This is a genomic window from uncultured Thiodictyon sp. (genome assembly GCA_903837595.1).
Taxonomy (GTDB): domain Bacteria; phylum Pseudomonadota; class Gammaproteobacteria; order Chromatiales; family Chromatiaceae; genus Thiodictyon.
The window spans coordinates 1-23,479 of record CAILVI010000449.1 but is presented as its reverse complement, the minus strand read 5'-3'; the positions used below and the strand labels follow the sequence as shown (position 1 = coordinate 23,479).

Here is a 23,479-nt window from a genome sequence, read left to right as displayed (position 1 = left end):
AAGCCCGGCAGGATGGTCTGAACACCAGCCAGGCGCTCCCCTGGGCAAAACGCCGCTGCAGACCCCGTGATGTTGGGGATTCAGGCATCGCGACGCATCACGAAGGTGGCACAGCGGATGCCGCCATCGAAGCGTGAGACCGAGGCAAATGGTATGGGAATCACCTCGAGGCTGCGTTTGGCCAGTTCCTCGGCGATGCGCGGCAGCTGCGCGGGTACGAGAATGGTCTGGGGATCGATCATCACCAGGCAGGGGCCGGTGGCCTTGGCCTCTTCGAGGGTGATGTCGATCAGGTCCCAGGTCCTCAGTGGCTTGGGAATCCCGTTGAGCAGCGACGGGCGGTAAATGAGTGCGCACTCCGGGCCCACGGCACCGAGGGCGCCCAACAGGTGGATTGGCGCGTCCCTGGTGATAGGCACCCCGGTGACCCGGTAGCCGTCATCGTAGAGATAACGCCCGAGCCATTCGACGCCGGCGGCGCTGCTGCTGCGTTCCTCATCGATGCCGACCAGGATGTCCTTGGTGTCATTCCCGCAAATAAATATGTCGCCACCCTCCAGGCGGGGTCCGGCACCGCCGCCGCCGATCAACGGGGCGCTCATGGGGCAGGCGGCCACCCGTGCGTCCGCATCGGCCGCAATCAGGGGCGCGATGAGTTCGCGTAATGGAAAGACCTCTTTGTTCCGCACCGGCTGGCGGAATTGGCATTCGATGGCATGCCGGCCGATAATCCAAATCGGGTCCGCCGGATAGAGCTGATAGGCACCGCGCTGCAGCGAAGACAGAAAATCGCGCTCAGCGTCAGTATACGGTCGGGGCCGGTGGACGATGACGCCGAGGCGTCGGTAGGTTTCTGCAAGATGGTCGAGCTCGGCCTGCACCGCCTGGAGGATCGTTTCAAACCCTTCAACGTCCAGCAGCGGCTTGCCTTCATGCGCGCGGGTCAATGCCTGGATCTCGGGCGGGTAGGCGGGGCTGAAACTCGGCACCACGATCCCGTCGGTGGTTCCGACGGCGACCTCACGCAGCCGACCATATTCGTTCCATACCCCAAATCGTGTTGCCATCACTCATTCTCAAACTAAGGCGACTGTAGGGCTGATGTTAATCATTCAGAAGACGACGGGCAAGGGCAGTCTTGGGGGCCCGCCGGCGTCCTGGCTCCCTGCGGCAGGAGCGATGCTTTGGTCCGCCGGGTCAGGGTCGGAGGCAGGCGCTGCGCCGCGGATCGGGCTAAACTCACGGCCATCGCATTCCACACCCGTCGCCCCCGAACATGCCCCGTCGCATCCTGCCCATCGGTATCCAGATCTTTCGCGAGATCCGCGAAACCGACTGCTACTATGTCGACAAGACCAGTTTTGCCCTGAGGTTGATCGAGCAGGGCAAGTATTATTTCCTGTCCCGCCCGTGGCGGTTCGGCAAGTCGCTGTTTCTGGATACGCTCGGGGAACTGTTCAGCGGCAGCGAGGCGCTGTTTCGCGGGCTCTTCGTACACGAACGCTGGGACTGGGGGCGGCGCTATCCGGTGGTCCGGCTGAGCTTCGCGGATGGCCTGCTGCGCAACCGGGTCGAACTGGATGAGAAGATCCGCGAGCTGCTGGCCGACAACGAGGTGCGGCTCGGTGTTGCGAGTCCCCACCGCAGCATCTCGGGGCGCTTCCACGGCCTGATCAGCGCGGCGCACGCCCAGGCCGGCGAGCGCGTGGTGGTGCTGGTGGACGAATACGACAAGCCCATCCTCGACAACCTGACCGACCCGGCCGCCGCCCGCGAACTGCGCGACGGCTTGCGCAACCTCTACTCGGTGATCAAGGGTGCCGACGCCGACATCCGCTTCGCCTTTCTGACCGGGGTGAGCAAGTTCAGCAAGGTCAGCCTCTTCTCGGGGCTCAACAACCTCAACGACATCACGATCGATGCCAAGTATTCGGCCATCTGCGGCTATACCGAGGCGGACCTCGACCAGGTCTTCGCCCCCGAACTTGTGGATCTTGATCGTGACGAGGTCCGTACCTGGTACAACGGCTACAACTGGACCGGCGAGTCGGTCTACAACCCGTTCGACCTCTTGCTGCTGTTCCAGAAGCGCCAGTTCCGCGCCTGGTGGTTTGAGTCCGCCACGCCGACCTTCCTGATCGATGTCCTGACCCAACGCCAGGTCTGGCTCCCTGCCTTGGGCCAATTGGAGACCGACTCAGCCCTGCTCTCGGCCTTCGATGTCGAGCGCATGACCACCGAGGCGTTGCTCTTTCAGACCGGCTATCTGACCATCGACCTGGAGGAGCAGATCAGCGGGGCCTGGTTCTATCGGCTGCGCTATCCGAACCGTGAGGTCTGCCAAAGCCTCAACACCGCGCTGTTGGAGGCCTGGACCCCGGCCAGTGCCACCGACGGCGGCCAGCGCAGGTCGCTGTACCGGTTGCTTGAGGCCAACGACTTCGCCGGCCTGGCCCAGCACTTCACCGCCTTCTTCGCCGGCATCCCCACCGACTGGTACCGCAACAACCCGATCGCGCAATACGAGGGCTATTACGCCAGCGTCTTCTATGCCTGCTTCGCCTCACTGGGCCTGGACCTGACCCCGGAAGCCAGCAGCAACGCCGGGCGACTGGACCTGGCCCTGCGCTTCAACGGCCAGGTTTATCTCTTCGAATTCAAGGTGGTCGAACTGGCCCCCGAAGGCCGGGCGCTCCAGCAGATCAAGGACCGCGGCTACGCCGACCCCTATAGGGCGAGCGGCTGCCCGATCCATCTGATCGGTGTCGAATTCAGCCGCGAGCGGCGCACGGTGGTTGGGTTTGAGGTTGAGCGCTTGTGACCGTGCCTCCCGGTGGCCGACGCTCGGTCCCGTGGTGACGTTGTCCGCGCAACTGTCCTCCGCGACCTTCTGGCCTCGCCTGTCTGGCGCGCTGGTGATAGGCGGCAGGGGGCTCGGGAGGATGCGGCTGACTCTCGACTGCACTGCCCCGAAACCTGACTTGGTAAGTCTCCGTCCTCCCGGCGGTTGAGGAACTAACCACGGGCTGCGGTATGGATACCCCCGGGGAAGAATTCCCGGTATGCTATGTGCCCATATCGGAAGCACGGATCGGGTGCGAAATTTGAGGATCTGGAGGCAGATGCACGATGGCGCAGTTACGGGACCTACCTGGCTTCGGGACCTTTGTCGACGGCCTGAGTTGGGCCATCGGGAACTTCAACAGCCCGGACCGGGCCTACCTTATCGCCATCGCCATCCTCGCGGCGGCCATGGTGTGCTGGGTCTGGCTGCACTTTCTGGGCCATCGCCGCTGGGTGCGGCCTATCCGACGACTGTCTGCTGAGCTGAGGAAGCTGCGCGGCAGCAACTCGGACGCGACCGCCCGCCTGGTTCAGGCGGGCGAGCTCTTCGAGCAGGCACCGGCGCTTGCGCCACTCTGGCGCGACTATCGCAAGCACCTTCAACCCAACCCCCAGGCGGAGGGTTACCTGAACCTGGTCGACCCGCGCCTCTGGTTCTCAGTCGAATCTCTGCCTCCCCGCGGTTATGAGCAGTGGTGCGCCACCTGGTCCGGCGTCTTTCTCACCGTCGGGTTGCTCTTCACCTTCATCGGCCTATCGGCCGCGCTACTCGAGGTTGGCGGGATTGCCGGGGCGGACTCTGCGGCGATGAAAGGCGCCATCAACCGCATCCTCGGTGTCAGCTCCGCCAAGTTCATCACGTCTATCGCCGGTCTTGTCGCCTACATCGGTTTCAGCCTTGTCACCCGTCGCTATCAGTCCAGCCAGCAAGCTGCGGCCCGTGATTTGGCCGATGCGGTGCAGCATTTCAGCCTGCCGTTGACCCCTGAACTGCTCTTGTACGAACAAAACGACATCGCTCGCAGGCAACTCACGCACATGGAACACTTGACCGATGATCTGGCGGTCGCGATTGACGTGAAGATGGAACAGCGCCTGAAGGCACTCGCTGCTGACTTTGGTCAGCATCTTGGGACGATACAACATGACTTGCCCGGTGCTACCGCGAAGCCCATCGTCGATGCTATACAAAACATGAGCCAGACCGTCGCTCAAGAGTTTTCAAAGCAAGTTCAGCAGACAGCCGGAAGTGAGGTTAACACGGTTGCCGAACGGTTTACTGCTGTCGCCACGGAACTGGCAAGGATCAAGGATGGGATGGGTGGTGCCGGAGAGGCATTTGGGAAAGACATACGGGATGCCGCGATTGATTTGCGCGATGCGGCAGGAAAGATGGGGCAAGGTATCGATTCCCGCTCAAAGGAGTTGGCTGAGAGGATCAGCCAGTTTGGCGGGAAACTAGACAGTATCACGTCCACCTTGGGGCAGGTCCCGGCCAGCATCGATCAGGCCCTCAACACGACCCTGGATAAGCTAACCGACGCGGTCGGTACTCTGGTAAACCGGCTGACCGAAGGAGGCGAAAGCGGTGCTTCGGCGTTGAGTGCTGGCGGTGAGGAGGCCGGGAACAGGCTGAAGGCTTCCGCCGCTCAAGCGGGAATAGACTTGAAAGAAAGGATCGATGAGGTGAGTGGCAAGCTCGACGGCATCGCGGGTGCCTTAAGTCAGGTTCCAACCAACATCAGCGGCGCTCTCAACGAGACCATGAGCAAGCTCACCGCTGCCATCGACGTTTTGGTGAGCCGGCTCACCGCGGGAGGCCAAAGCAGCGCATCGGCCTTGTCTGCCGGTGGGGAAGAGGCTGGGAACAGGCTCAAGGTGTCCGCCGGTCAAGCTGGCCAGGACCTGCAGGAACGTATCGGCGCGGTGAGCGGGAAGCTTGACGGCATTGCCGGTGCCTTGGGGCAGGTTCCAGGCGACATCAGCCTCGCGCTGAGCGGAACACTTGCGAAACTGACTGAGGCTGTTGGCGAATTGACTTCCCGGTTGGCACAGGGAGGGCGCGACGGCGGGGATGCCCTACGCGACGGCGGGCAACGCGCCGGTGAAGGTATCGAGAATGCGGTTGGTCGGGCTGGCAACGAGTTCGATCGATTGGTCACACAGGCCACAGGAAAACTGGTCGAGCAATTTGCCGCGGCACAGGCAGGACTTCAATCGGCCATTCAAGACCTCGCGAGCCGCTTGCAGACCGTGGAGTCCAGCCTCAAGATGCTGCCCGGTGCGGTCGCCGCACAGGTCCAGAACCTCGACGCGGCGGGGCAGACCTTTAAGGTCGCGGGGCAAACTGTTACCGGGGCGAGTAATGCCTTACAGCAGGCGGCGCAGCCCCTGTTACAGACCGCTACCAGCATTCGCGAAAGTATGGATCAGATCAGGCAGGGCGTGGTTGATGCTGCTGCCATTCACCAGCAAGCAGCCCAATCCAGTCAAGCCGCGTTGGACGGACTCAAGAGGGCGGCAGATGCGGCAGAGTACACCTTCAAGACTCATGAAGATCGGTTCGGCAAAGCCGATGTGGAGTTGGCGAAGGCCCTGGGGACTTTACGGACTGGAGTGGAGCAGGTCGCCAAGGCGACGCAGGAGGTCTTTTCCGACTATGATAAACATATTACCCAGGCGGTCAATAGCTTGAGTGTCGTGGTGACTGATGTTGCAGAAGTAGCAGAAGGATTGAGTGACTCGCTTCAACAAATGGCGGATGCGCGGCAGCCGCCGCGTCGCTCGTCCTAGATCGCGGTTCAGCCAGCATGTTTCGACGCTTAGTATCGACTAGTCAGACTGAGGAAGAGCGAACAGACTTATTCGGTCCGGTGGCCGACCTCATGGTCGGGGTGATCTTTATATTTATTATCTTGCTAATCGGTCTTGCATTGCATCTGCAACCCGAAGATGTCCAGCGCTTGCGCGATCGTAATGCCCAACTTGAGGCGGAGAACAGCCGCTTGCAGGCGTTTGCCCGCTATGTGCGGGACCAACAGATGAATGCGCTGTTCGCGCGGATCGCCGCAGCCAACGAGACCCGCGCACAGATGCTGGCGGATATGCGCAGCCGCCTGCATGTCTTGGGTATCGAAGTCATGATTGATCCTACCAACGGGACCCTGAAGTTGCCGGCCGGCGGCCTATTCCTGGCGGGGCAGGCGGAGCCGACCCCCCAAGGCAGGGAGACGATCCGTAAGCTCGGCGAGGTCCTGACAGCAACATTACCCTGCTATACCCGTGTTCGCAGTTCAGATCATCCTCCGGCCGGATGCCCGGAAATCAATATCTACAGTACCTTGAGTTCTGCCTATATCGAGGGTCATACCGACGTCGTTCCATTCGTCGGGCCTACCGGTCGGTTTCGTGATAATTGGGACCTGTCAGCGGGTCGTGCAATTGAGACCTTCAAACTTCTCCGAGAGACTGATCCGCTCCTGCGTGATTTACGAAATCAGGATGGCGACGTTCTGCTCGGTGTCAGCGGTTATGCCGAAACCCGCCCTGCTGTCCACGCGGAGGATCGTATGAAAGAAGCGGTGCGTGACTTGGACCGGCGGATTGAGATTCGATTGACCATGACCGCCAACGAAGCCGCGGTGCGACAGGCTTTAGAGGAACTGAATCGGCAATTGGAGGTGGTCAATGACCTTATCCGATGACTCCATGCTGGTCGGACGGGGTAAGTTGATGACCGAATTAGGCCGAAATTGGACCGCAGTACGGTTTGTACGGCCCGCCAGGCTTGCAATTGGGCCAGTTGCTGAGGAGTTAGAGCGGCGTTTCGGGGGTATACCGAGGGAGCCGCGGCCGTTTCAAAATGTACTGGATATAACCGAGAGGCTGCTGATTTCAGGACGGGGCGATATATCCGGGTTGACCCGTTTTCAGCTCAAGGCAGTGCCCTACATCCTCTGGACATCCCAGGAGGCTTGGTCGGAAGATAAGCGATTGGTAGGAGACTACCTGGCGTGGGCGGATCTGAAATGGCCTAGCGCGCCGCGGCGACTTTGGGGTCATTATCTGTTGAATATGAATCCAGACTCGATCGCCACACAGCGTATCGCCCATTGGCTGGATGCTCGAGCCAACAGACTTACGCCGGTCATAGAATCATTTTCGAGGAAATGGAATCTATTCCAGCCAGAGCAGGCCATTGCCATAATGGCAGGATCATTTCTCGAAGATGCTTGCCTCATCGATGAGATTACTGATCTGCGGTTTGAGCGTGAGAGACTGCTGAAATCCGCTTGCCTCTTGAGTGTTTTCAAGGCCCTCGGCCAACAACTCTGCAATCATCTGCGTCCGTCCAAAGTTCCTGCGACTCTAAAGCAACTTATCGCCCCGTTGGGCAAGAGTCCGATCCACCAAATGCAAGGTTACGGCGGCTTGGGCCAGGCGGCGCAAGAGTCACTGGTGGAGGGGTTGGTGATCTGGGCGGATCGACAAGGTGGCTCCACCATTGATCAGACCCTGGATCTGCTGCACACCCTCATTGGTGACCCACGGCTGCCTGGAGTAAGGCCGCGTTGGGATGGAATCGCCCCGCGAGTTCGCGAGACAGTCGAACGATGGTTGACGGTCCGCGCCGTGAATGATTTTTTCCGGGTCATACGACAATCTCCGACGGATCGCCCCGATATGGTAGAACAGCGGGAACAGTTCTGGCGTAGTTACCAGAATTCATTTAGTCGCGCTTGGCTGATCACAGCCGAAGATGGAAAGGCGATTGCGCAAACGCTTCTGGATGGGTCTTTCGGTACGTTCGAGAAGGATAGCAACGTCAAGAAAGATCATCTGGGTCTTATGCTTCAAATCGGGAATTATGTGATCTTTGAAATGAACAAGAGCGGAGTGACTCTGTTTTGGCCGGCTGGGGATAAGCAAATGCCAAAGATACCAGATTTTTTCTTGCCCCGTTATTCTCGTTCTCGGATGCTCAATGCCTGTCCTCTAGGGGCAGACGCCGGGGGTGAGCGATTCCGTATGTCTCATACAGATAGCTGGCCAAGAAAGTATGAGAATATCATTCTCCGTCGGACGAACATATCGCCAATCAGACGTACATGATCGAATCGTCGCGGTCAGGGGTTATGCGAGAAACACAGTCCTGTCGAGAGGTGCAAGATGACCATGGTAGATCGAATACGGATTCACACTGAACGTCTGCCGCAAGATATGCAGCGCGAGGTGCTTGATTTCGTTGAGTCCCTAGAGGCCCGGCGGGGCCGGCTACTGCCTGTTGCTAGCCAGCGAGACGGGGTACGCTCCTGTCTCGATCTGGCCCAGGCACATGGTCTGGTGGGGTGTATCAAAGATACTCAGGCTGACTTGTAGACGAATCCGGCATATTTTAAGGAGTACGGAGAATGAGCGCCTCAGGCTTCAGCCAGTTCCCGCAATACCTCTGGATGCCGTTCGGCCACCTTGAACAGGGTCTTAGCCGCGCCGCTGGGCTGGCGCCGACCTTGCTCCCACTCTTGCAGCGTGCGTACCGACACGCCCAAGAGCGCGGCGAACTGAGTCTGCGACAGACCTGAGTGCTGGCGGGCGGCAATGATCGGGGAGTACACCACGGTCCCCTGGCCCGCGTTCATCTGGCGTATGGACTCCAGCAGGTCTTCGCTTAGGTCGCGTCCTGCTTCAAACACCTCCAGTTCATCATCGGTCAGGGGTTGCATGTTCGATGGCATGTCTGATCTCCACAAGTTGCTTGGCGGACAGGTTCCCCCGTTCGGACTTGTGGCCAGAGTTTCGAGAAGAGCGGCGTTTCGATGACGGTGTACATGGAGCGAATGATACGTCTTTGACGGATCTTCGCAAGTCCTCAGTCCTGATTTAGGTTCTGCCAGATGATGCGATTTCGACTCGTGTGCGTACCGGACGACGCCGGATGGCGCTTCGATCTGTTCCGCAAGGGCGTGCTTCCTTTTGCCCGAGAGGCGTCGGTTACCCTTGCCGATTGGCCGGAAGGCGCCCGCTCGCATCCGGGCGTGGCCCTGCTGTTGTCCCTGCTGGATACGCAGGAGGCGCAACGCGAAGGGGAGTCGATAAGCCTTGCCCATGAGCGGGTTGCGCGCCTGAGTCGGCCCGAGGCCGTGCGGCTCGGGCTGCCGTCCGTGGTCCCCTTGACCCTGTTTTTGTCGCACGACACACCGATCGGCGAGCCGTCTTTTGCGTTGGGGGTCGCGTGGTTCCAGCGGGGCGGGGCACCGGTGTTCGGTCCGCGCCGAGAGGGTACGGCTCTGGCGGTGGGCAGCGCACGTTTCCTGATTCTGGACCCGCTCTATTCGGCCCTGGAGGCGATCGACGCAGTGAACGCGGCGAGCGGTGACCTCTCGCCGGATGGGCTCGATCGACGCATGGCGGCCTATGCCCGTTTCAAATCCCATTTGATCCGACTCACCGGCGATCTGCGTGCCGACGAGTATCTGCGAGGGCTGACCATCCATCACGCCACCGGGGTCGGGATTGACCTGGAGCCGGGCGATGAGGCTGAACCCTTCTTGCCAACCCTTTACGGTGATCGTCCCGGGGATGCAGCGAACGCCGATCCGGAGGATCACGACTCGGTGGCTGACTCCAGCCTGGAGCCCGACCGGGAGCCGCTGCTTCCCCAACACCATGCACAGCAGTTCCAGAAGCGTTTTCTGGGTCAGGGGGCGCGGAGCCATTTCGCTTTGGGGAGCGGTGTATACACGGTGCTGGACGCACCGGTAGCCGCGGCACTGCACGTTTTGGAGCGCGTTAACCGCGCTGATGCGACGACCCGCCAAGAATTCCGTCGGAACCCATTGGCCTTCCTGGCTCCTGCCATTGGGGAGGCCGGTGGCGACTGCGGCGTTATCTGCGACCTGCGGGGCTATGGGGAGCGGGTCATCGGCGTCGGGGATTGGGTGCCGCCGAGTCTCTCCTTTCCGCTGGCGGTATCCCGTGACTGGTTTCCGGCCGAGGAGGTCGAGGTCTTCACCATCCAGATTCCGGGTGAGACGCCTTTGGCGGTACGGACCGAGGATGTGACTGCCCTCAAGGGACTGATGGACCAGGCACAAGAGTCCGGCGCCACCACCTGCGACTTCAACGGGCGAACTCTCCCGCTCACCGATGATCTGGTGAAAACGGTTCAGGGTCTTTCGGGGCGAATTGACCCAGGACTCCGGGCAGCCCCAGACGGGGGTACTCCGGCGAACACCAGGGCGGCGGCCATCACCAAGGATAACGAAGAGCGGCTGACCTTCCTTGCGGAGCAGACTCGCCAACGGGGTCAATTCATACCGGGGCTGCCGCGGTCGCTCAACACTGTCCCGATGCCCCACCAGGAGTCGGGGCTCAGTTGGCTGCAAGCGGGTTACCTCGCGGGTGCGCCGGGGCTCTTGCTGGCCGATGACATGGGGGTCGGCAAGACCTATCAGGTGCTGGCCTTTCTGCGCTGGCTACGGGAGCAGGAGCCCAACGAGCAGCACGCGGGGCGGGGGCCGTTTCTCGTCGTTGCCCCCAAGACGCTGTTGGGCAACTGGCGCGACGAGATAGTTCAACACTTGGGCGTGGACGCCTTGGGCCGGGAGTTACACGCCTACGAACGTGGTCTGCGGGACCTCAAACTCCACACGGGCGGCGGTAACGACACGACCTTGCGGCGCCAGACCCTTGATGTGGCAGTGATCGAGTCTGCCGATCTGGTGTTGACCACTTATGAGACCCTGCGCGATTACCATCTGTCCTTCGGCAAGGTGCGGTTTGCCGTGATCGTCTATGACGAGGCACAGAAGCTCAAGAACCCGGCCTCACTGATGAACCGGGGGGCCAAGGCGCAGCAAGGCGGCTTCACGGTCTTGATGACCGGCACGCCGATCGAAAACAGTTTGCTGGATCTGTGGACCTTGCTGGATATTGGCTGGCCGGGTTTTCTGGGCTTGAGTGCTCGGGAGTTTCTTGCTCGCCATCGCGGTGATGACCCCGAACTGCGAGAGGAGTTGAAGTGCCGTCTGGTCGAGCCTAGGGTCCTGTCGGATCAGGTGACACCGATCCCGGCCATCATGCTGCGCCGTTTCAAGCAGGACATCCTGGAGGGCCTGCCCGAGCGGCGGGTTGAAGCGACCCAAGACTTGATGCCCGCCGAGCAGCAGGCCGCCTACGACGCGGTACGGGCGGCGATCAGTAAACGTCCACAGGGTACCCTGGTGGGGCTGCAACAGTTGCGGGCGATTTCGTTGCACCCGCGACTTGGGCAGCCGCCCGAGTCCGTGGCGGAAGACGGACCATTCATTACCGCCTCGGCGCGGTTTAAGCGCCTGTTCGCGATCCTGGATCGGGTCCATGAGCGGCGTGAGAAGGCACTGATCTTTATTGAGTTGCGCGAGGCCCAGCGGGCGCTCTACGACCTCATCCGCCGCCGGTACGGCCTGCCCTCGCCCTTGCCCGAGACGATCAATGGTGCTACGGCGGCACTGGTGCGCGACCGCATCCGCCGTGACTTCCAGACTCGCCGGGGCTTCGATGTGCTGCTTCTCGGCCCCAAGGCGGCCGGATTCGGTCTGACGCTGACCGCCGCCAATCATGTCATCCATCTGAATCGCTGGTGGAATCCGGCCGTTGAGGACCAGTGTAGTGACCGGGTCTATCGGATTGGTCAGGATAAACCCGTGACCATCTATCTGCCGCAGGCGATCCATCCGGAACTGGGCGAGGGCTCCTTCGACAGTCTGTTGCATGGGCTATTGGAGGAGAAGCGGTCTTTGAGCCGTGAAATCGTGGTTCCTGTCCAGTTCAACGATCAGGACTTTCGTACCCTATTCGAGAGGAGCCTGGGGGAGGGCGGAGCTCAGCCAACGGTCTGCGCTCACATCGACGGTATGGATTGGCGCGGTTTCGAGCTGTGGGTTGCCGATGAGTTAAAGCGTGCCGGGTTCAGCGTCGAGGTGACGCCGGGGCAAGGGGACGGCGGGGTGGATGTCATCGGCGTTCCGCACGAAGGTGGGCGCCCACTATTCGTACAGTGCAAACACTCGGGAAGAGGGGCAGGGGCGCAGATCGATGAAAGGGCAGTGCATGAGCTCTTGAGGGCAAGGAAAACGCTTCGTCGGGCTTATGCCGATCCGCTACTCGCGGCGGTGAGCAACGGTCGCTTCTCCCTGGCCGCCGAGAATCTCGCCTTGGAGTCGGGTGTTCGGTTGTTCGATTCGCTTTGGTTGCCGACTTTGGGGGCCGTGTTGGGTGATCTCAGTCGGGGGACAATCGGATGATGCGGGGGGAGCGGCTTCAGCCGCTCCCACGGGGCACTTTCATCGTTCGGGATGGCTGGTCTTGCTGCCACGGCCGTTAGCCGGTTCGGCACGCAGGTGCCGATAATTTGTCGTGGATATGCGGGAAACCGCCACCGGCTAAGGTTTTCAGAAGCGCGTCTAACCATTCGGGATGGGCCGAATGCCCATCCCGTCGAGCAGCAAGGCTAGCGCCCGAGGTCGGTCAGGAAGCGATTGGTCCAGCCCCAGACCGGAACCGCGGCGACCGAACTGCAGGTGGGCGAGGCGCTGGCCTGGCTACAGGGGGTATCCCGATCCACAGACCAGAAATGCACACCGGCCAGCTGGTTGGTCAAGGCCCAGTTCACCAGCGTGTCGGTGTCGGCCAGGGAGAACAACTCGTCGCTCACGTCGTTCACGCCGATCATCGGGGTCAGCTCAATCCGGCCGTAGGGCACGCCAAACCGGGCATTCAGGTTCTTCGCCGCCTGGATGGCCGTCTGGCCCATGTCGCAGCGGCCGTTCGCCACCACGCAGACGCCCGGCCCCGGCGAGCCGTAGTCCATCACCATCAGATTGATCGTGTAGTTGGTCAGGGGATAGGTCGCCAATGCCTGGATGACGTTGTAACCGTTGCTGTTCAGATCGCCGTAGGGGGCCGCGGCGGCGGCGCCGTTGCTGCTGCCCAGGGTGGCAATGGTGAAGCTGAAGCGCAGGTTGGGATAATCCGCCTCGACCGCCGCCACTTGCTTGACCAGGTTCGCGATCTCGGCCGTACTCTGGCCCGCCTCGATATCGAAGTCGACGCCCACCAGGTTCTTCGAGGCATAGCGGTTGATGAAGGTGCGCATGCCCTCCGGGCTGGAACAGTGGAAGGCCCCGGCCGCGCCGCCGGTGGAGATGACATAGTCCTTGTTGGCATCGGCAAAGGTCTTCACATTGGCGGCGGCGAGTGCGTCGGGCGCAATGCCCGCCCAGTTTTCCTGGCCGCATTCGCCCGTGGCGAAGGCCCAGGTCACGGCCGGCACCTTGGCGGGGAGCGCCGTGAGCAGGGGTTTCAGCGCGCCGGTGGCCGCGGTCGACATGACATTCGTATTCCAGTTCATGGAGATCCCAACGTCCTTGTATGGGCTGAACAGAAAACCGCCGACCAGGGACCCCGTGGGCAGGCCGCTCAAATTGTCCACGACCGGTGGGAGCGGGGGCGTGGTCGTGCCGCCGTTCGCCGTCGAACTGCCGCTGCCGCCGGCCGCGGTCGACCCGGTGCCGGCCGAGATGGCATAGACCACCGAGACGGCGCCATCCACGCTGGCCGCGGTGCGCAGGCTGGTCAGGGAGCCGCCGTTGAACCCGCTGGTCACTGAGTTACCGGGCGCCACGGACGCGGTCCAGGGCAGCGGGCTCAAGGTCACGGTGCCGTCGTCGGCAAAGGTCACCTGCAAATTCCAGGGGCCGCTCTGGAACACGTCCTTGGCCGTGGCCAGGTCCGGGAACTTGATCTTGACCTGCCAACCGCCGCCGGCGGCCAGGGTCTGGCCGGAGAGATTCTTGATGGTGAGGTTCCCCCCATAGCCGCCTTCCCAGGCATTGTTCACCGAGAACAGGAGTTCCACCAGCGGGTCGATCGTGCTGCCGGTGGCGGTGGGCGTGCCGCCGGTGGTGCTGCCGCCAGCGGGCGGCGGCACGACGACGGCCGCCCCACCGGCTTGCAGACCGGCCAGGGTCTGTTGGGCATCGAGCGCACCCATCACGGTCGCCACGCCGGGCGCAGCGTTGAAGGTACAATCGTCCAGCGCAAATCCGGTATCGAGTACACCGCCCCCGTTGAAGCCAATGCTCAGGACCGCATTGGCCTGCACCTCGCCACTCCAGGAAGGCGCCTTCACGCTGAAGGTCTGGGTGGCCGGATCATAGGTGGTGACGGCATTCCAGAATGCGGCCGCCGGGGCTTGCGCGGCCAGTTCGGCGGAACGAAACGTCAGGGTCCAGCCGCCCTTGACCGCGGCGGGTACCCAGATATTGAGTGCGCCGGTGTAGCCGGCCCAGGTATCGGCGGCACTACCCCAGGCGGAGGACGCGCTGACGATGGCCCGCGGGACCGGGGCGGGAACGGTGGAGGCCAGCGCGGATTGGACCCCAAGGGCGATGAGGCTCACGGCCGGAACCATCAGGATACGTTGCATTTTCATGAGGTGAATCTTCGCAGCATCGATCTGAATCTGTTGACGGTCTTTGAGGCGGTCTATGAGGAACGCAGCCAGGGGCGCGCGGCCGACCGGCTGGGGATGACTCAGCCCGCCGTCAGCAATGCCTTGAGTCGGCTGCGCGCGCTGGTGGACGATCGCCTCTTCCAGGGCCGGGCCAAGGGACTGGTAACCACCGCCAAGGCCGACGACCTGTACCGCGGCATCCACGCGGCCCTTGATGGTATACGCAACGAACTGGAAGCCGGCGAACCTTTGGATCCCGCGACCAGCCGGCGAACCTTTGTCGTCACCATCAGCTTTGGTGGCGGCGCACTGATCGGTTTACGGCTGTTCCGGCGCTTCCGTGAGCTCGCACCCCATCTGCGGCTCGTCATTCGCACGATCGATCCGGAAGAGGAAATCCCGCGCCTGCTGCGGGAGCAGCGGCTGGATCTCGCGGTCAATCATGCCCGCCTCGCTGATCCGTTCCTGGAGCAGACCGAATTCATGACCTTTAGCGCCGTGGTCATGGCCCGTGACGGCCACCCGCGTATTGCATCGGCGATCGCGAGCCGGGAGCGACTCATGGAGGAAGAATTCGTGGCGGTCCATCATCACACCCCCGGCTTTGCCCAAATCGCGGAAATGCGGCCGATTCTCGAGACGCTGCGGGACCGGGTCGCGCTGGAGGGTCCCAATACCATGCTGTTGCCGCTGGTGGTGTCCAAGACCGACCTGCTGGCCATCACCTTCCGGCAGATGGCGGCACTCACCGCCGGGAATTATGACCTCAGGTATTACAACCCGCCCTTTCCCATTCCGGATACACCGAACTATCTCATCTGGCATCCGTCGCGCCGTAACGACCAGGCCCATCGCTGGTTGCGGCAACAGTGTATGGCGATCGGCGAGGAGTTGGGTCAGGTGGCGGCCGAAACCGAAGCCAGCCCTGAGGGTTCGCGTGCAGACTAATGCAATGAGGGCATCCTGCCCCGTGACCGTTGTCGTCGGATCGGGGGCGGGACGCCCCCGATCCTTGTCCATCGCGCTAGTTGGCGGCGGGTGCCGGCGGTGCCTGGTCCTCGGCCGGCGCGACTAGGTCGCCCTCCTGCGGGTCGGCCGATTCTTCCTGGCCTTCGATGGGCCCAAGCTCGCCCTCGGCTGCGCTCTCCGGCTGGGCCATGGCGGCGGCCATGGCGGCGGCCGCCGCGTCCGCGTCTTCCGGTCCCGCCTCGGGCAGGGCTTGATCGACGGGCGGTGCGTCCGCGCCTGGCGCCCCGGCCACTGGCGGGGCCGGCTCACCGGCTGGCGCGTTCGCGTCCGGCGTCCCGACCGCTGGCGGGGCCGGTTCGCCGGCTGATGTAGCTGCGCCTGGCGCCTGGACGCCCGTTGCCGGTGGGGCGGCGGCGGCCGGCGGGGCGACCTTGGGCGCGATCCCCAAGATCTTGTCCCGGTTGAGGCCGAGCACCCCCTCCAGGTCAAACTCCGAGAGTTTGAAGTACCAGGGCCGGTCGGCGACCTTGAGCACATAGTCCTTGCTGTCCTTGGCCTGGGCGATGCGGTAGATGTGGCGGCTGCCGTCGGCCAGTTGTACCGTGAGATCCAGGGCCGGGGTGGCCTGGTTGTACTCGGGCTTGTCCTCAATGCCCAGTACGCCGCGGTAGCCCAGGTTACCCACCCGGGCGAGCAGGCTGGTGACGGTCGCGGCGTCCGGCTTGTCCGTGGTGCCCGCCAGGTGCCAGCCGTCTTTGTCCTTGGTCAGGGTCCAGTCGGCGGCGGCGATGGAGGTGATCTTTTCCTGATCCAGTTTCAGAGTGTCGTGCTGCAACCAGTCGTCCCGGCGGTTGGAGACCTCGAACAGCGGCAGGTCGAGATCATAGACGGCGGCGTCCCCGGCCGGGCGGGCGAACTGGCGCTTGAACCCGGGTGAGTCACCCATGATCAGGGTGGCGACCGGCTTGCCGCCTGCCTCGAGCGTGAGCTTGCGCTCAAAGCCCTCGTCCGCCACCTTGTGCCGCCGCTGGGCGGCCGCGCTGGTGGCGACCGGCAGCGGGCGCTTGAGCCCGGCCAGCTTGTCCAGCAGCGCCTGGACCTTTGTCCCCTCGACGGGGAAGTCCTTGATGTCCCCGATCACCCAGCCTTGCTTGCTGCGGTTCAGGGTCAGGGTCTCACCGGTCCCCTCGATCCGCAGGCTGGTGATGGCCTTGGGGTCGAAGGTGAGCAGGTGGTTCTCACCGGCGCTCGGGTCCAGGGTGCCGCGGGCGGCCCAGGTCAGGCCGATGGCCAGGACGATTTGGGCGCCGAGCAGGATGGCCGGGTAGAAGGCCACCGGTGCGCGTAGGCTGCCCAGCCAGTCGTGCAGGCGGTTGCGGATGTTGGTGCTAAGTTCCATGACTTAAGCCCTCCCTTCGGACTTGGCGGGGGTGAGATAGCGTGCCTGGGCCAGGTCGCGACGGGTGCGCGCCCGGCGGGCGAGCCCATAGAGCAGTGCGACACCACCCAGTGCCAGGGCGTAGTTCAGATACTCGATGACCATGCGCCCCTCGCGGCTCAGTGGTTTGAGGAGTCGGCTGAACTGGCCGCGCCCGCGCAGCGCCAGCAGGCCGCGGTCCTCCAGCGACCACTCGACCGCGTTCTGGATCAGCTCGATGGGTTTCAGATACCGGGTCTGGGTCGCCTCGCTGGCCAAGCTGATGGCGATGTCGGTGAGGAAGCTCTGGGAGCCGATCAGGATCAGACGCGCCGTGTCTGGGGAGGACTCGATCACCCCCGCGGCCATGGCCTTCTTGGCATCCGGTTGCTCCGGGGTCGCGTTGGGGGCCGCCTTTGGGTCTTTGGGGTCCGTCGGCTTGGCCGCCGCGGGGGCCACGTCTGCCAGGGGTGAGGGCTTGCCGGCGAAGGCCGACTCGAAGCGCCCCTCCAGCGCGACGCCCAAGACCTGGGTGCCGCGATCCTTGCCGCGCGCAAAGCCCAGGCTGCCATGGGCCTTGAAGTCCGGCTGCATCACCTTGGAGTCGCTGGTCCAGGCCCCGGCGGAGCTGTGGATCAGGGTGGTGACCGTACGCCCCTTGGTCTTCGCGGGGTCGATCTGGATGGGCGAGGACCAGTTCATGGTGATCTGACCCAGGTTGGCCGTGATCCCAGAGTTGGCGGCGAGGCCGTCGGCGCGCACGTCGGGGAAATAGGGATAGTCGACCGTCTGGACCTCCTCCACCATGAAACCGCCCAGGCTGCGTTGCACCGGGATCGGGAAGGGGGTGTTCTGGGGGTCGAGCACCAGCGACTTGCCCAGGGTGAGTCCCTGCACCGCGAACCAGTCCTCCAGTCCGGTGGTCTGGGGGCGGGCGCTGATGGCTCCGCGGCCGAGTTCCACATTGAAGGTGGAGGCGGCCACCAGAGTGGTGCCCCCCTGCATCAGGAACTGGTCGATGGCGAACTGCTGTTTCTGGTCGAGGTTTTCCGGCCCCAAGACCAGCAGCAGGTCTGCATCCTCCGGGACCTGGCCGGACTTGAGATCGGTCTCCTTCAGGTTGAAGCCATCACGCAGGCGCTGCTGGAGCTGGCCAAAGGGTGCGGACTGGCGCGCCGGCATCCTGAACTCGGGTCCGGCCTGGGGCGGGGTATAGACCGCCAGGGTGCGCAGTACGCCGGGGGCGAAGCGCTTGATGCCGGCCTCGATGGCGCGCTGCAACCCCGCCTTGTCCAATGATGCGGGCAAGGGGATCGGCTCGGCCCGCGCACCGGACTCCAGGACCAGATAGAAATAGAAGGGGCTCGGGTCGACCAGACCGATCACCAGCGGCTTGAAGCCGAAGCGCTCCTTGACCTCGCGGGCCAGGGTCTTGTCGGTGCCCGGGTCCTGGACCTGGAAGCTGAAGCGGCCATTGGACTTGGCCTGCATGTCACCAAGCAGCGCCGTGAGATCGTTACTCAGGCCGGGCAGGGGCTCCGGCAATTTGCCGGAGATGAAGGCACGCAGTTTCACCGGGGCCTTGAGCCCGCCGAACAGGTCGCCGCCGCCCTGATAGCCATAGAGCACCTTCTTGATGGCACGGGTGAGGTCGTATTCGGGGTTGCGCAGGCGCACGTCGAGCTCAGTCTCACCGCGGGCCTTGACCTCGATCAGGTCCTGGAAGCTCAGGTGTTCAAATTGGTCGCCGTATTTCACCACCACGTCGAAGTAGGAGTTCACCACGCCCGCCTGGTACTTGCTGGCGGTCTGGAAGGCCACCGGGCGGATGCCGTATTGCTCGCCGGCCTCCCGCTCCAGGTCCGGGTGGTCCGCCGGGTCGACGAACTCAACCCGCACATGGCCGCCTCCGGCCACCTGATATTCCTTGAGCAGGTCCCGGATCTGGGGGACCAGCGGGGCGAGCAGCGGATGGGTCTGGGCGCTGAAATAGCCGCGGATCAGGAGCGGTTCCTGGAGTTGATCGAGATAGCCCCGGGTCGCGGCGGAGATGGTGTAGAGCTTGCCCTGGGTCAGATCGGTGCGGGCGCTGTCGATGGCGTTGAGCCACAGGTTGGCGGCCAGCAGGTTGGCGGCGGCCAGCGCGGTGATCAGCGTGAGCCGGCGGTGACCCTCCGGGCGGTCGCTGTCCGCGGCCCAACGCAGCCGCTCCAGACTGTAGACGGTGAGCGCCAGGAAGGTGCCGACGATGCTCAGATAATAATAGAGGTCGCGCAGGTCGATCACCCCGCGGGTGATCGAGTCGAAACGCGACCCGCTGCCCAGCAGGCGCAGGACCTCGGCCCCCCGGTTACCGAAGAGGTTGGTTAGGGCCTCGGAACCCAGCAGATAGAAGATGGCGCAGAGCAGCACGCTGCCGATCAGTGCCACGATGGGGTTGTCGGTCCGGGCGGAGACGAAGAGCCCGATGGACAGATAGGCCGCCGCGAGCAACAGGGTCGCCACATAGGCGCCGAGCACCGGACCCCAGTCGAGTGGCCCCAAGAGCGCAATCGTCGCCGGCAGCGGCAGGGTGAGTACCAGCGCGATGGCCACCAGGGTCAACGCCGCCAGGAACTTGGCCGCGACCAGGCGCCAGGTCGGCACCGGCAGGGTGAGCAGGGTCTCCAGCGTCCCGGCGCGGCGCTCCTCACTCCACAGGCGCATGGTCAGCGCCGCGCAGAGGAAGATCAGCAGGACCGGCATCCACTCGAAGAGCGGGCGGGCGTCAGCGATGTTGCGCGCGAAGAAGGCGGAGACCCAGAAGAACACGAAGAGGCAGACGGCCAGGAAGGCGCCGATGAAGATATAGGCGACCGGGGAGCCGAAAAAGACGGACAGCTCCTTGCGGGCGATGCGCAGGATGTCAGACATGGGCAGCCTCCTTGGGCGCGGCGATAGGCGTGAGTTGCGCCGACTCGGAGATGGCCCGGAACAGGGCCTCCAGGTCACGGCGCTCCGGCTCCAGTGCAAACAGGTCCCAGCCGCGTGCCGCGACGGCGCGGGCCACGCCCGGGGCCGCGGCCTGGGCGTCGGCCAGGGTGAGGGCGAAGCGGTGACAGGCCGCGTCGGTGTCGAGCAGGGTGGCGGCACTCACCCCCGGCAGGGCGGCCAGCATGGCCTCACCTTCCGCCGCGGGGCGGTCCAGGGTCACCAGCAGGCGGGGGCTGCGGCCGACAGCGTTCAGATCACTGTCGAGCGCCAGGCGCCCGCCGCTCATGATCAGCACCCGCTGACACACCGCCTCGACCTCTTGGAGGATGTGGGTGGAGACGATGACGGTGGCGTCGCACGCCAGTTCCTGGATCAGTTCGCGCATGTGCTGGATCTGGGTCGGGTCCAGGCCATTGGTGGGCTCGTCCAGGATCAGTATCTTGGGGCTGTGCAGGATGGCCAGTGCCACCCCCAGGCGCTGCCGGTAGCCGCGCGAGAGGGTTCCCACCTCCGCACTTGCCTTGGCCTCCAGGGCCGTGCGCTGCACCGCCCGGCGGATGGCGGCGGGCCGCTCGCGGGTCGGTAGTCCGTGCAGCACCGCCTGGTACTGGAGCGAGTCCAGGACCGTCATCTCCGGGTACAGCGGGCAATTCTCCGGCAGATAGCCGACCCGGCGCTGGACCTCGCGGCGGTGCTCGGCGAGCGCGAGTCCGTCGATGCGGATGGTCCCGCCGCTCGGCTCCAGGTAGCCGGTCAGCATCTTCATGATGGTGGTCTTGCCGGCCCCATTGTGGCCCAGCAGCCCGACGATCTCACCGTGGCCGATGTCGAAGGAGACCTCCGACACGGCCTTGAGCGTGCCGTAGCTACGGCTTAAGTTTCGAACCTCGATCATGCATGACTCCCGTGTCTGGTTCTGTTGATGGGGTGGCCGGGTCCGCGGGGCAGACCGGCCGCAACTGTAAGGTGAGATAGAGTCAACAGTGGGGCGGGCGGGGTCAAGTGACTAAATGTTTAGGTTCCCTCCGCGGGAGCGGCATCTGGCCGCGATCGGGCCTTGCGGGTCGCGGCGGCGTCGCGGCGCGACCAGATGCCACTCCCGCGGAGTCGTCGGGGCGAATGGCCGGGATGGGCGGTCGTCCCGTGCTTCGCGCTACAATCTGGCAGCCCTAACGGCAAGACGAAAGGACCTTCCCCTTGGCTCCCGAACTCTACGGGGACCTGTTTGAGCCACTCAAGGACCCGGCCCGATTCCGCGCCTTCCGGTTGGAAGGGAACACGGTTGCCTGGGACAACGGCGCCGATTTCGCACCCGAGTTTCTGCGCGAACAGATTGTCGAGCAGGTCAATGCGGCCTGAGCCGTGGTTAGATTGGTAACCAAGTCGAATCCAAGCTCCGCAGGGGCGCAACATGCCAGTCCAGGGCAACGCCCTGGAATAGGGCGATATTTTCCATTAGCCCTGTAAGGGCGTGACATCGGTTTCCGGCTTATCGACCAATTCTGTATGTCACGCCCTTACAGGGCTCGGTTCAACTCAACTGCCACAACCCAGGGCGTTGCCCTGGGCTGGTATGTATGACCCCGTTGGGGTCATTTTTCCTCAAGAATGAAGTCGTAGCAGACACGGATCATCCGCCACCCGGGTGGCCGATCGTCTCGGCCCAAATCCCGCGGCAGCCGGCGAGCGCTGCCGGCTCGTCCAGCCCGGAGAAGCCGAAGCCGTTCCAGCGATAGGCGGCTACCCGGGTGCGCGTCGTCGCGGGGTCCGGCAGCAGAAAGGAGTCGCCGCGGTGTAGGGCGCACAGGACCCCGGGGTCGTCTGGCGAGACGGTGGCGTCGAGCAGCGGCCAGGCCAGGGCGCTCCCGCGCCAACGGGCGATCAGCCCTTTGGGCGAGATCGCGTAGACATAGGGGCGCGGGTTGTCCGCCTGGTCGAGCGAGGAGGGGTGCCGTTCCAGGGTCAGCAGCAGGGGCGGGGCCGCCGGTCCCGCGAGCCGGCCGGCGTCCAGGGCCAGGAGTTCCAGTGGTCGGGTTTGCCAACGCGGTTGGTCTGACTCAAAGGCCGTGAGCGCGATCCGCGGGTGTTCACCTGCCGTGTCCGAGTCGACTGACACTGGCCGCAGCGTGAGACCGGCCGCGCTGAAATCGGCGCCTAGGGTGACGGTGCAGGAGTCGAGCGGTGAAGGGGTTTGCGCAGTCGCCGGCACCAGCCGCGGGAAGGCACCCCCAGGCGGGGTTTGAGTGGCCATGAGGCCGCAGCGCAGCCGTCCCTGGCCGATCCGGCAGTCAGCGAGCGCGCCCTCTTTGGTGGCCGGGTATTTCTGGTCGAAGACATGATTGCCGAGTGAATAGAAGACCGGCTTGCCGTCCAGGCATTGCGCCGGCTGGACCACATGGGGATGGTGACCGACGATCAGGTCCACGCCCTGGCTGATAAGCCAGCGTGCCGCCTGGCGCTGCTCGGTCGTGGGCCAGTCCAACAGTTCGGTTCCCCAGTGCACAGAGACCACCACCAGGTTCGCCAGGCGGCGGGCCAGGCGCAGCCGCTGCGCGAGCAGCCACGACGGTAGGGTGAGGCGTCTGCCCTGCGCATCCGGCACCATGGAGAAGGCGACCAGTCCCAGGGTTGCGCCGCCCAGGCGGACAAAGCGCGGCGAGCCGTCGAAGTCGATACTGTCCAGTCCGGCACCGGTCAGTGCCTGCGTGGTGGCCCTGATCCCGACGCGCCAAGATCGCCGGCATGGTTGTTGGCGAGCCCCAGGGTGCGAAAGCTCGCCGCGCTCAGGTATCGCACCGCGGCTGCCGGGATGGCAAAGCAGGGCCGGGGCCGGTGCGAGCAGTCCGTGCCGTCACCCACCGCGCCCTCCAGGTTGCCCAGGACCCAATCGGCCTGGCGCAAGAGCGGCGGCCAATCGTCCCAGGGTCCCCGGCCGGTCTCTTGCATCTGCGCCTGGACCTGGCGCGACAAGAGGATATCGCCGGTGAAGATGAGCCGGACCTCACCGGGCACCCCCGCCAGGCCGCGGCGATCCTGACCGGCGCCGGCCCCGGCTGCGCACAGCAGCAGGACCAGGACGAACGCGGCCCGCGTTGCGCTCAGAACGGGTCCCCCTCGGGTAGGGTCTGGTGCGACACGAAGGGTGCGATCCAGGCGGGATGGGCCTGGCTCCCGAGCATCTCGCGCCAGGCGGCGTCATCCAGTAGCCGCGGCGAGGCAAACTCATAGAACGAATAGACGCCTCCCTTGACCAGTTGCCGGCGCCCATAGAAGGGCACCACCTGATCCCACTCCATGGGGCGGCCCACCGCGGCCATCAGATAGGGGCCATCACCCGCCACGTCGGCGATCTTGGGCATGGGGTCGGGGTTCGACAGGGCGAGTTCTCGGCATTATCACGTCATCGACGCAGCCCCGGGATGCGGCCACGTAAGGATTCTCATAGAGATCGGAGTATTCCTAGATTCTCTTGGCCCTCGTCTCGGCCGGGTTGGCGGACTCCCTGATTTCCCGGGCGAAGATAACGCTGGCGGCGCTTTCCGCACCGACAATCGTGATTCTGGCCGTCGGCCAGGCGAAGACCAGGTCGGCGCCGATGCCCTTATCGAGCATTCCGTAATGAGCGCCGGCGTAAGATTTCCTCAGCATGACCGAAATCAGCGGGATCGAGGCGTCGGCCCAGGCGAAGAGCAGCTTGGCGCCGTGGCGCAGGATGCCCTTCCAGTCCTGGTCGGAACCAATCAGGTATCCGGGGCAGTCGCCGAGGGCGACTACGGGGATGT

General features: G+C 63.9%; 16 protein-coding genes and 1 pseudogene. 7 read left to right on the top strand and 10 right to left on the bottom strand.

Features of this window, described 5'->3' with window-relative positions; genetic code table 11:
* Positions 1-80 precede the first annotated feature (80 nt).
* Positions 81-1,067, bottom strand: coding sequence for a hypothetical protein (locus tag QZY44_RS27010; RefSeq protein ID WP_295455396.1), 987 nt, complete (start codon positions 1,065-1,067; stop codon positions 81-83).
* A gap of 209 nt (positions 1,068-1,276) precedes the next feature.
* Between QZY44_RS27010 and QZY44_RS27005 the strand changes: the two genes are divergently transcribed.
* The 4 genes from QZY44_RS27005 to QZY44_RS26990 all read left to right on the top strand — a co-directional run bounded on the left by QZY44_RS27005 (position 1,277) and on the right by QZY44_RS26990 (position 7,956).
* Positions 1,277-2,821, top strand: a complete 1,545-nt coding sequence (locus tag QZY44_RS27005) for an ATP-binding protein (RefSeq protein WP_295455394.1) — start codon at positions 1,277-1,279, stop codon at positions 2,819-2,821.
* Between the two features lie 308 nt (positions 2,822-3,129).
* Entirely contained in the window at positions 3,130-5,637 is a 2,508-nt protein-coding gene (locus QZY44_RS27000) for a hypothetical protein (RefSeq protein WP_295455392.1), read from the top strand.
* Between the two features lie 80 nt (positions 5,638-5,717).
* The gene (locus QZY44_RS26995; RefSeq protein WP_295455390.1) at positions 5,718-6,548 is read left to right on the top strand and encodes a hypothetical protein; all 831 of its coding nucleotides are present in this window, start codon (positions 5,718-5,720) and stop codon (positions 6,546-6,548) included.
* Complete coding sequence (locus QZY44_RS26990; protein WP_295455388.1) at positions 6,532-7,956, top strand: EH signature domain-containing protein; 1,425 nt, start codon at positions 6,532-6,534, stop codon at positions 7,954-7,956. Before QZY44_RS26995 ends, QZY44_RS26990 begins: the two co-directional genes overlap by 17 nt.
* Before the next feature lie 308 nt (positions 7,957-8,264).
* On the opposite strand, the gene QZY44_RS26985 is transcribed toward QZY44_RS26990, so the two are convergent.
* Positions 8,265-8,579 carry a helix-turn-helix domain-containing protein gene (locus tag QZY44_RS26985; protein WP_295455386.1) on the bottom strand — a complete coding sequence of 105 codons (315 nt, stop codon included), beginning with the start codon at positions 8,577-8,579 and terminating at the stop codon, positions 8,265-8,267.
* A 159-nt stretch (positions 8,580-8,738) separates the two neighbouring features.
* Between QZY44_RS26985 and QZY44_RS26980 the strand changes: the two genes are divergently transcribed.
* Complete coding sequence (locus QZY44_RS26980; protein WP_295455383.1) at positions 8,739-12,128, top strand: SNF2-related protein; 3,390 nt, start codon at positions 8,739-8,741, stop codon at positions 12,126-12,128.
* 206 nt (positions 12,129-12,334) lie between these two features.
* Here QZY44_RS26980 and QZY44_RS26975 read toward each other — a convergent pair whose 3' ends face one another.
* On the bottom strand, positions 12,335-14,317 hold the full coding sequence (locus QZY44_RS26975; RefSeq protein ID WP_295455381.1) for a cellulose binding domain-containing protein: 1,983 nt from the start codon (positions 14,315-14,317) through the stop codon (positions 12,335-12,337).
* Between the two features lie 3 nt (positions 14,318-14,320).
* Between QZY44_RS26975 and QZY44_RS26970 the strand changes: the two genes are divergently transcribed.
* Positions 14,321-15,286, top strand: coding sequence for a LysR substrate-binding domain-containing protein (locus QZY44_RS26970; protein ID WP_295455378.1), 966 nt, complete (start codon positions 14,321-14,323; stop codon positions 15,284-15,286).
* 76 nt (positions 15,287-15,362) lie between these two features.
* Here QZY44_RS26970 and QZY44_RS26965 read toward each other — a convergent pair whose 3' ends face one another.
* The 3 genes from QZY44_RS26965 to QZY44_RS26955 are packed head-to-tail and all read right to left on the bottom strand — an operon-like array spanning position 15,363 to position 20,592.
* A complete protein-coding gene (locus QZY44_RS26965) occupies positions 15,363-16,706 on the bottom strand; it encodes a DUF4340 domain-containing protein (protein WP_295455376.1) in 1,344 nt (447 codons plus the stop codon).
* 3 nt (positions 16,707-16,709) lie between these two features.
* A complete protein-coding gene (locus tag QZY44_RS26960; RefSeq protein ID WP_295455374.1) occupies positions 16,710-19,637 on the bottom strand; it encodes a Gldg family protein in 2,928 nt (975 codons plus the stop codon).
* On the bottom strand, positions 19,630-20,592 hold the full coding sequence (locus tag QZY44_RS26955) for an ATP-binding cassette domain-containing protein (RefSeq protein WP_295455372.1): 963 nt from the start codon (positions 20,590-20,592) through the stop codon (positions 19,630-19,632). Before QZY44_RS26955 ends, QZY44_RS26960 begins: the two co-directional genes overlap by 8 nt.
* Before the next feature lie 299 nt (positions 20,593-20,891).
* On the opposite strand from QZY44_RS26955, the pseudogene QZY44_RS26950 reads away from it, so the two are divergent.
* Positions 20,892-21,056 (top strand): annotated as a pseudogene (locus tag QZY44_RS26950) (hypothetical protein); the annotation flags it as partial.
* Positions 21,057-21,327: 271 nt separating this feature from the next.
* Here the strand turns inward: QZY44_RS26950 and QZY44_RS26945 are convergent.
* The 4 genes from QZY44_RS26945 to QZY44_RS26930 all read right to left on the bottom strand — a co-directional run.
* On the bottom strand, positions 21,328-22,302 hold the full coding sequence (locus tag QZY44_RS26945; RefSeq protein WP_295455369.1) for a CapA family protein: 975 nt from the start codon (positions 22,300-22,302) through the stop codon (positions 21,328-21,330).
* Between the two features lie 89 nt (positions 22,303-22,391).
* Complete coding sequence (locus tag QZY44_RS26940) at positions 22,392-22,709, bottom strand: CapA family protein (RefSeq protein WP_295455366.1); 318 nt, start codon at positions 22,707-22,709, stop codon at positions 22,392-22,394.
* A gap of 86 nt (positions 22,710-22,795) precedes the next feature.
* Positions 22,796-23,056, bottom strand: coding sequence for a DUF3160 domain-containing protein (locus tag QZY44_RS26935; RefSeq protein ID WP_295455364.1), 261 nt, complete (start codon positions 23,054-23,056; stop codon positions 22,796-22,798).
* Between the two features lie 100 nt (positions 23,057-23,156).
* Positions 23,157-23,479, bottom strand: a 323-nt coding sequence (locus QZY44_RS26930; RefSeq protein ID WP_295455362.1) for a carboxyl transferase domain-containing protein, incomplete at its 5' end; no start/stop codon positions are given.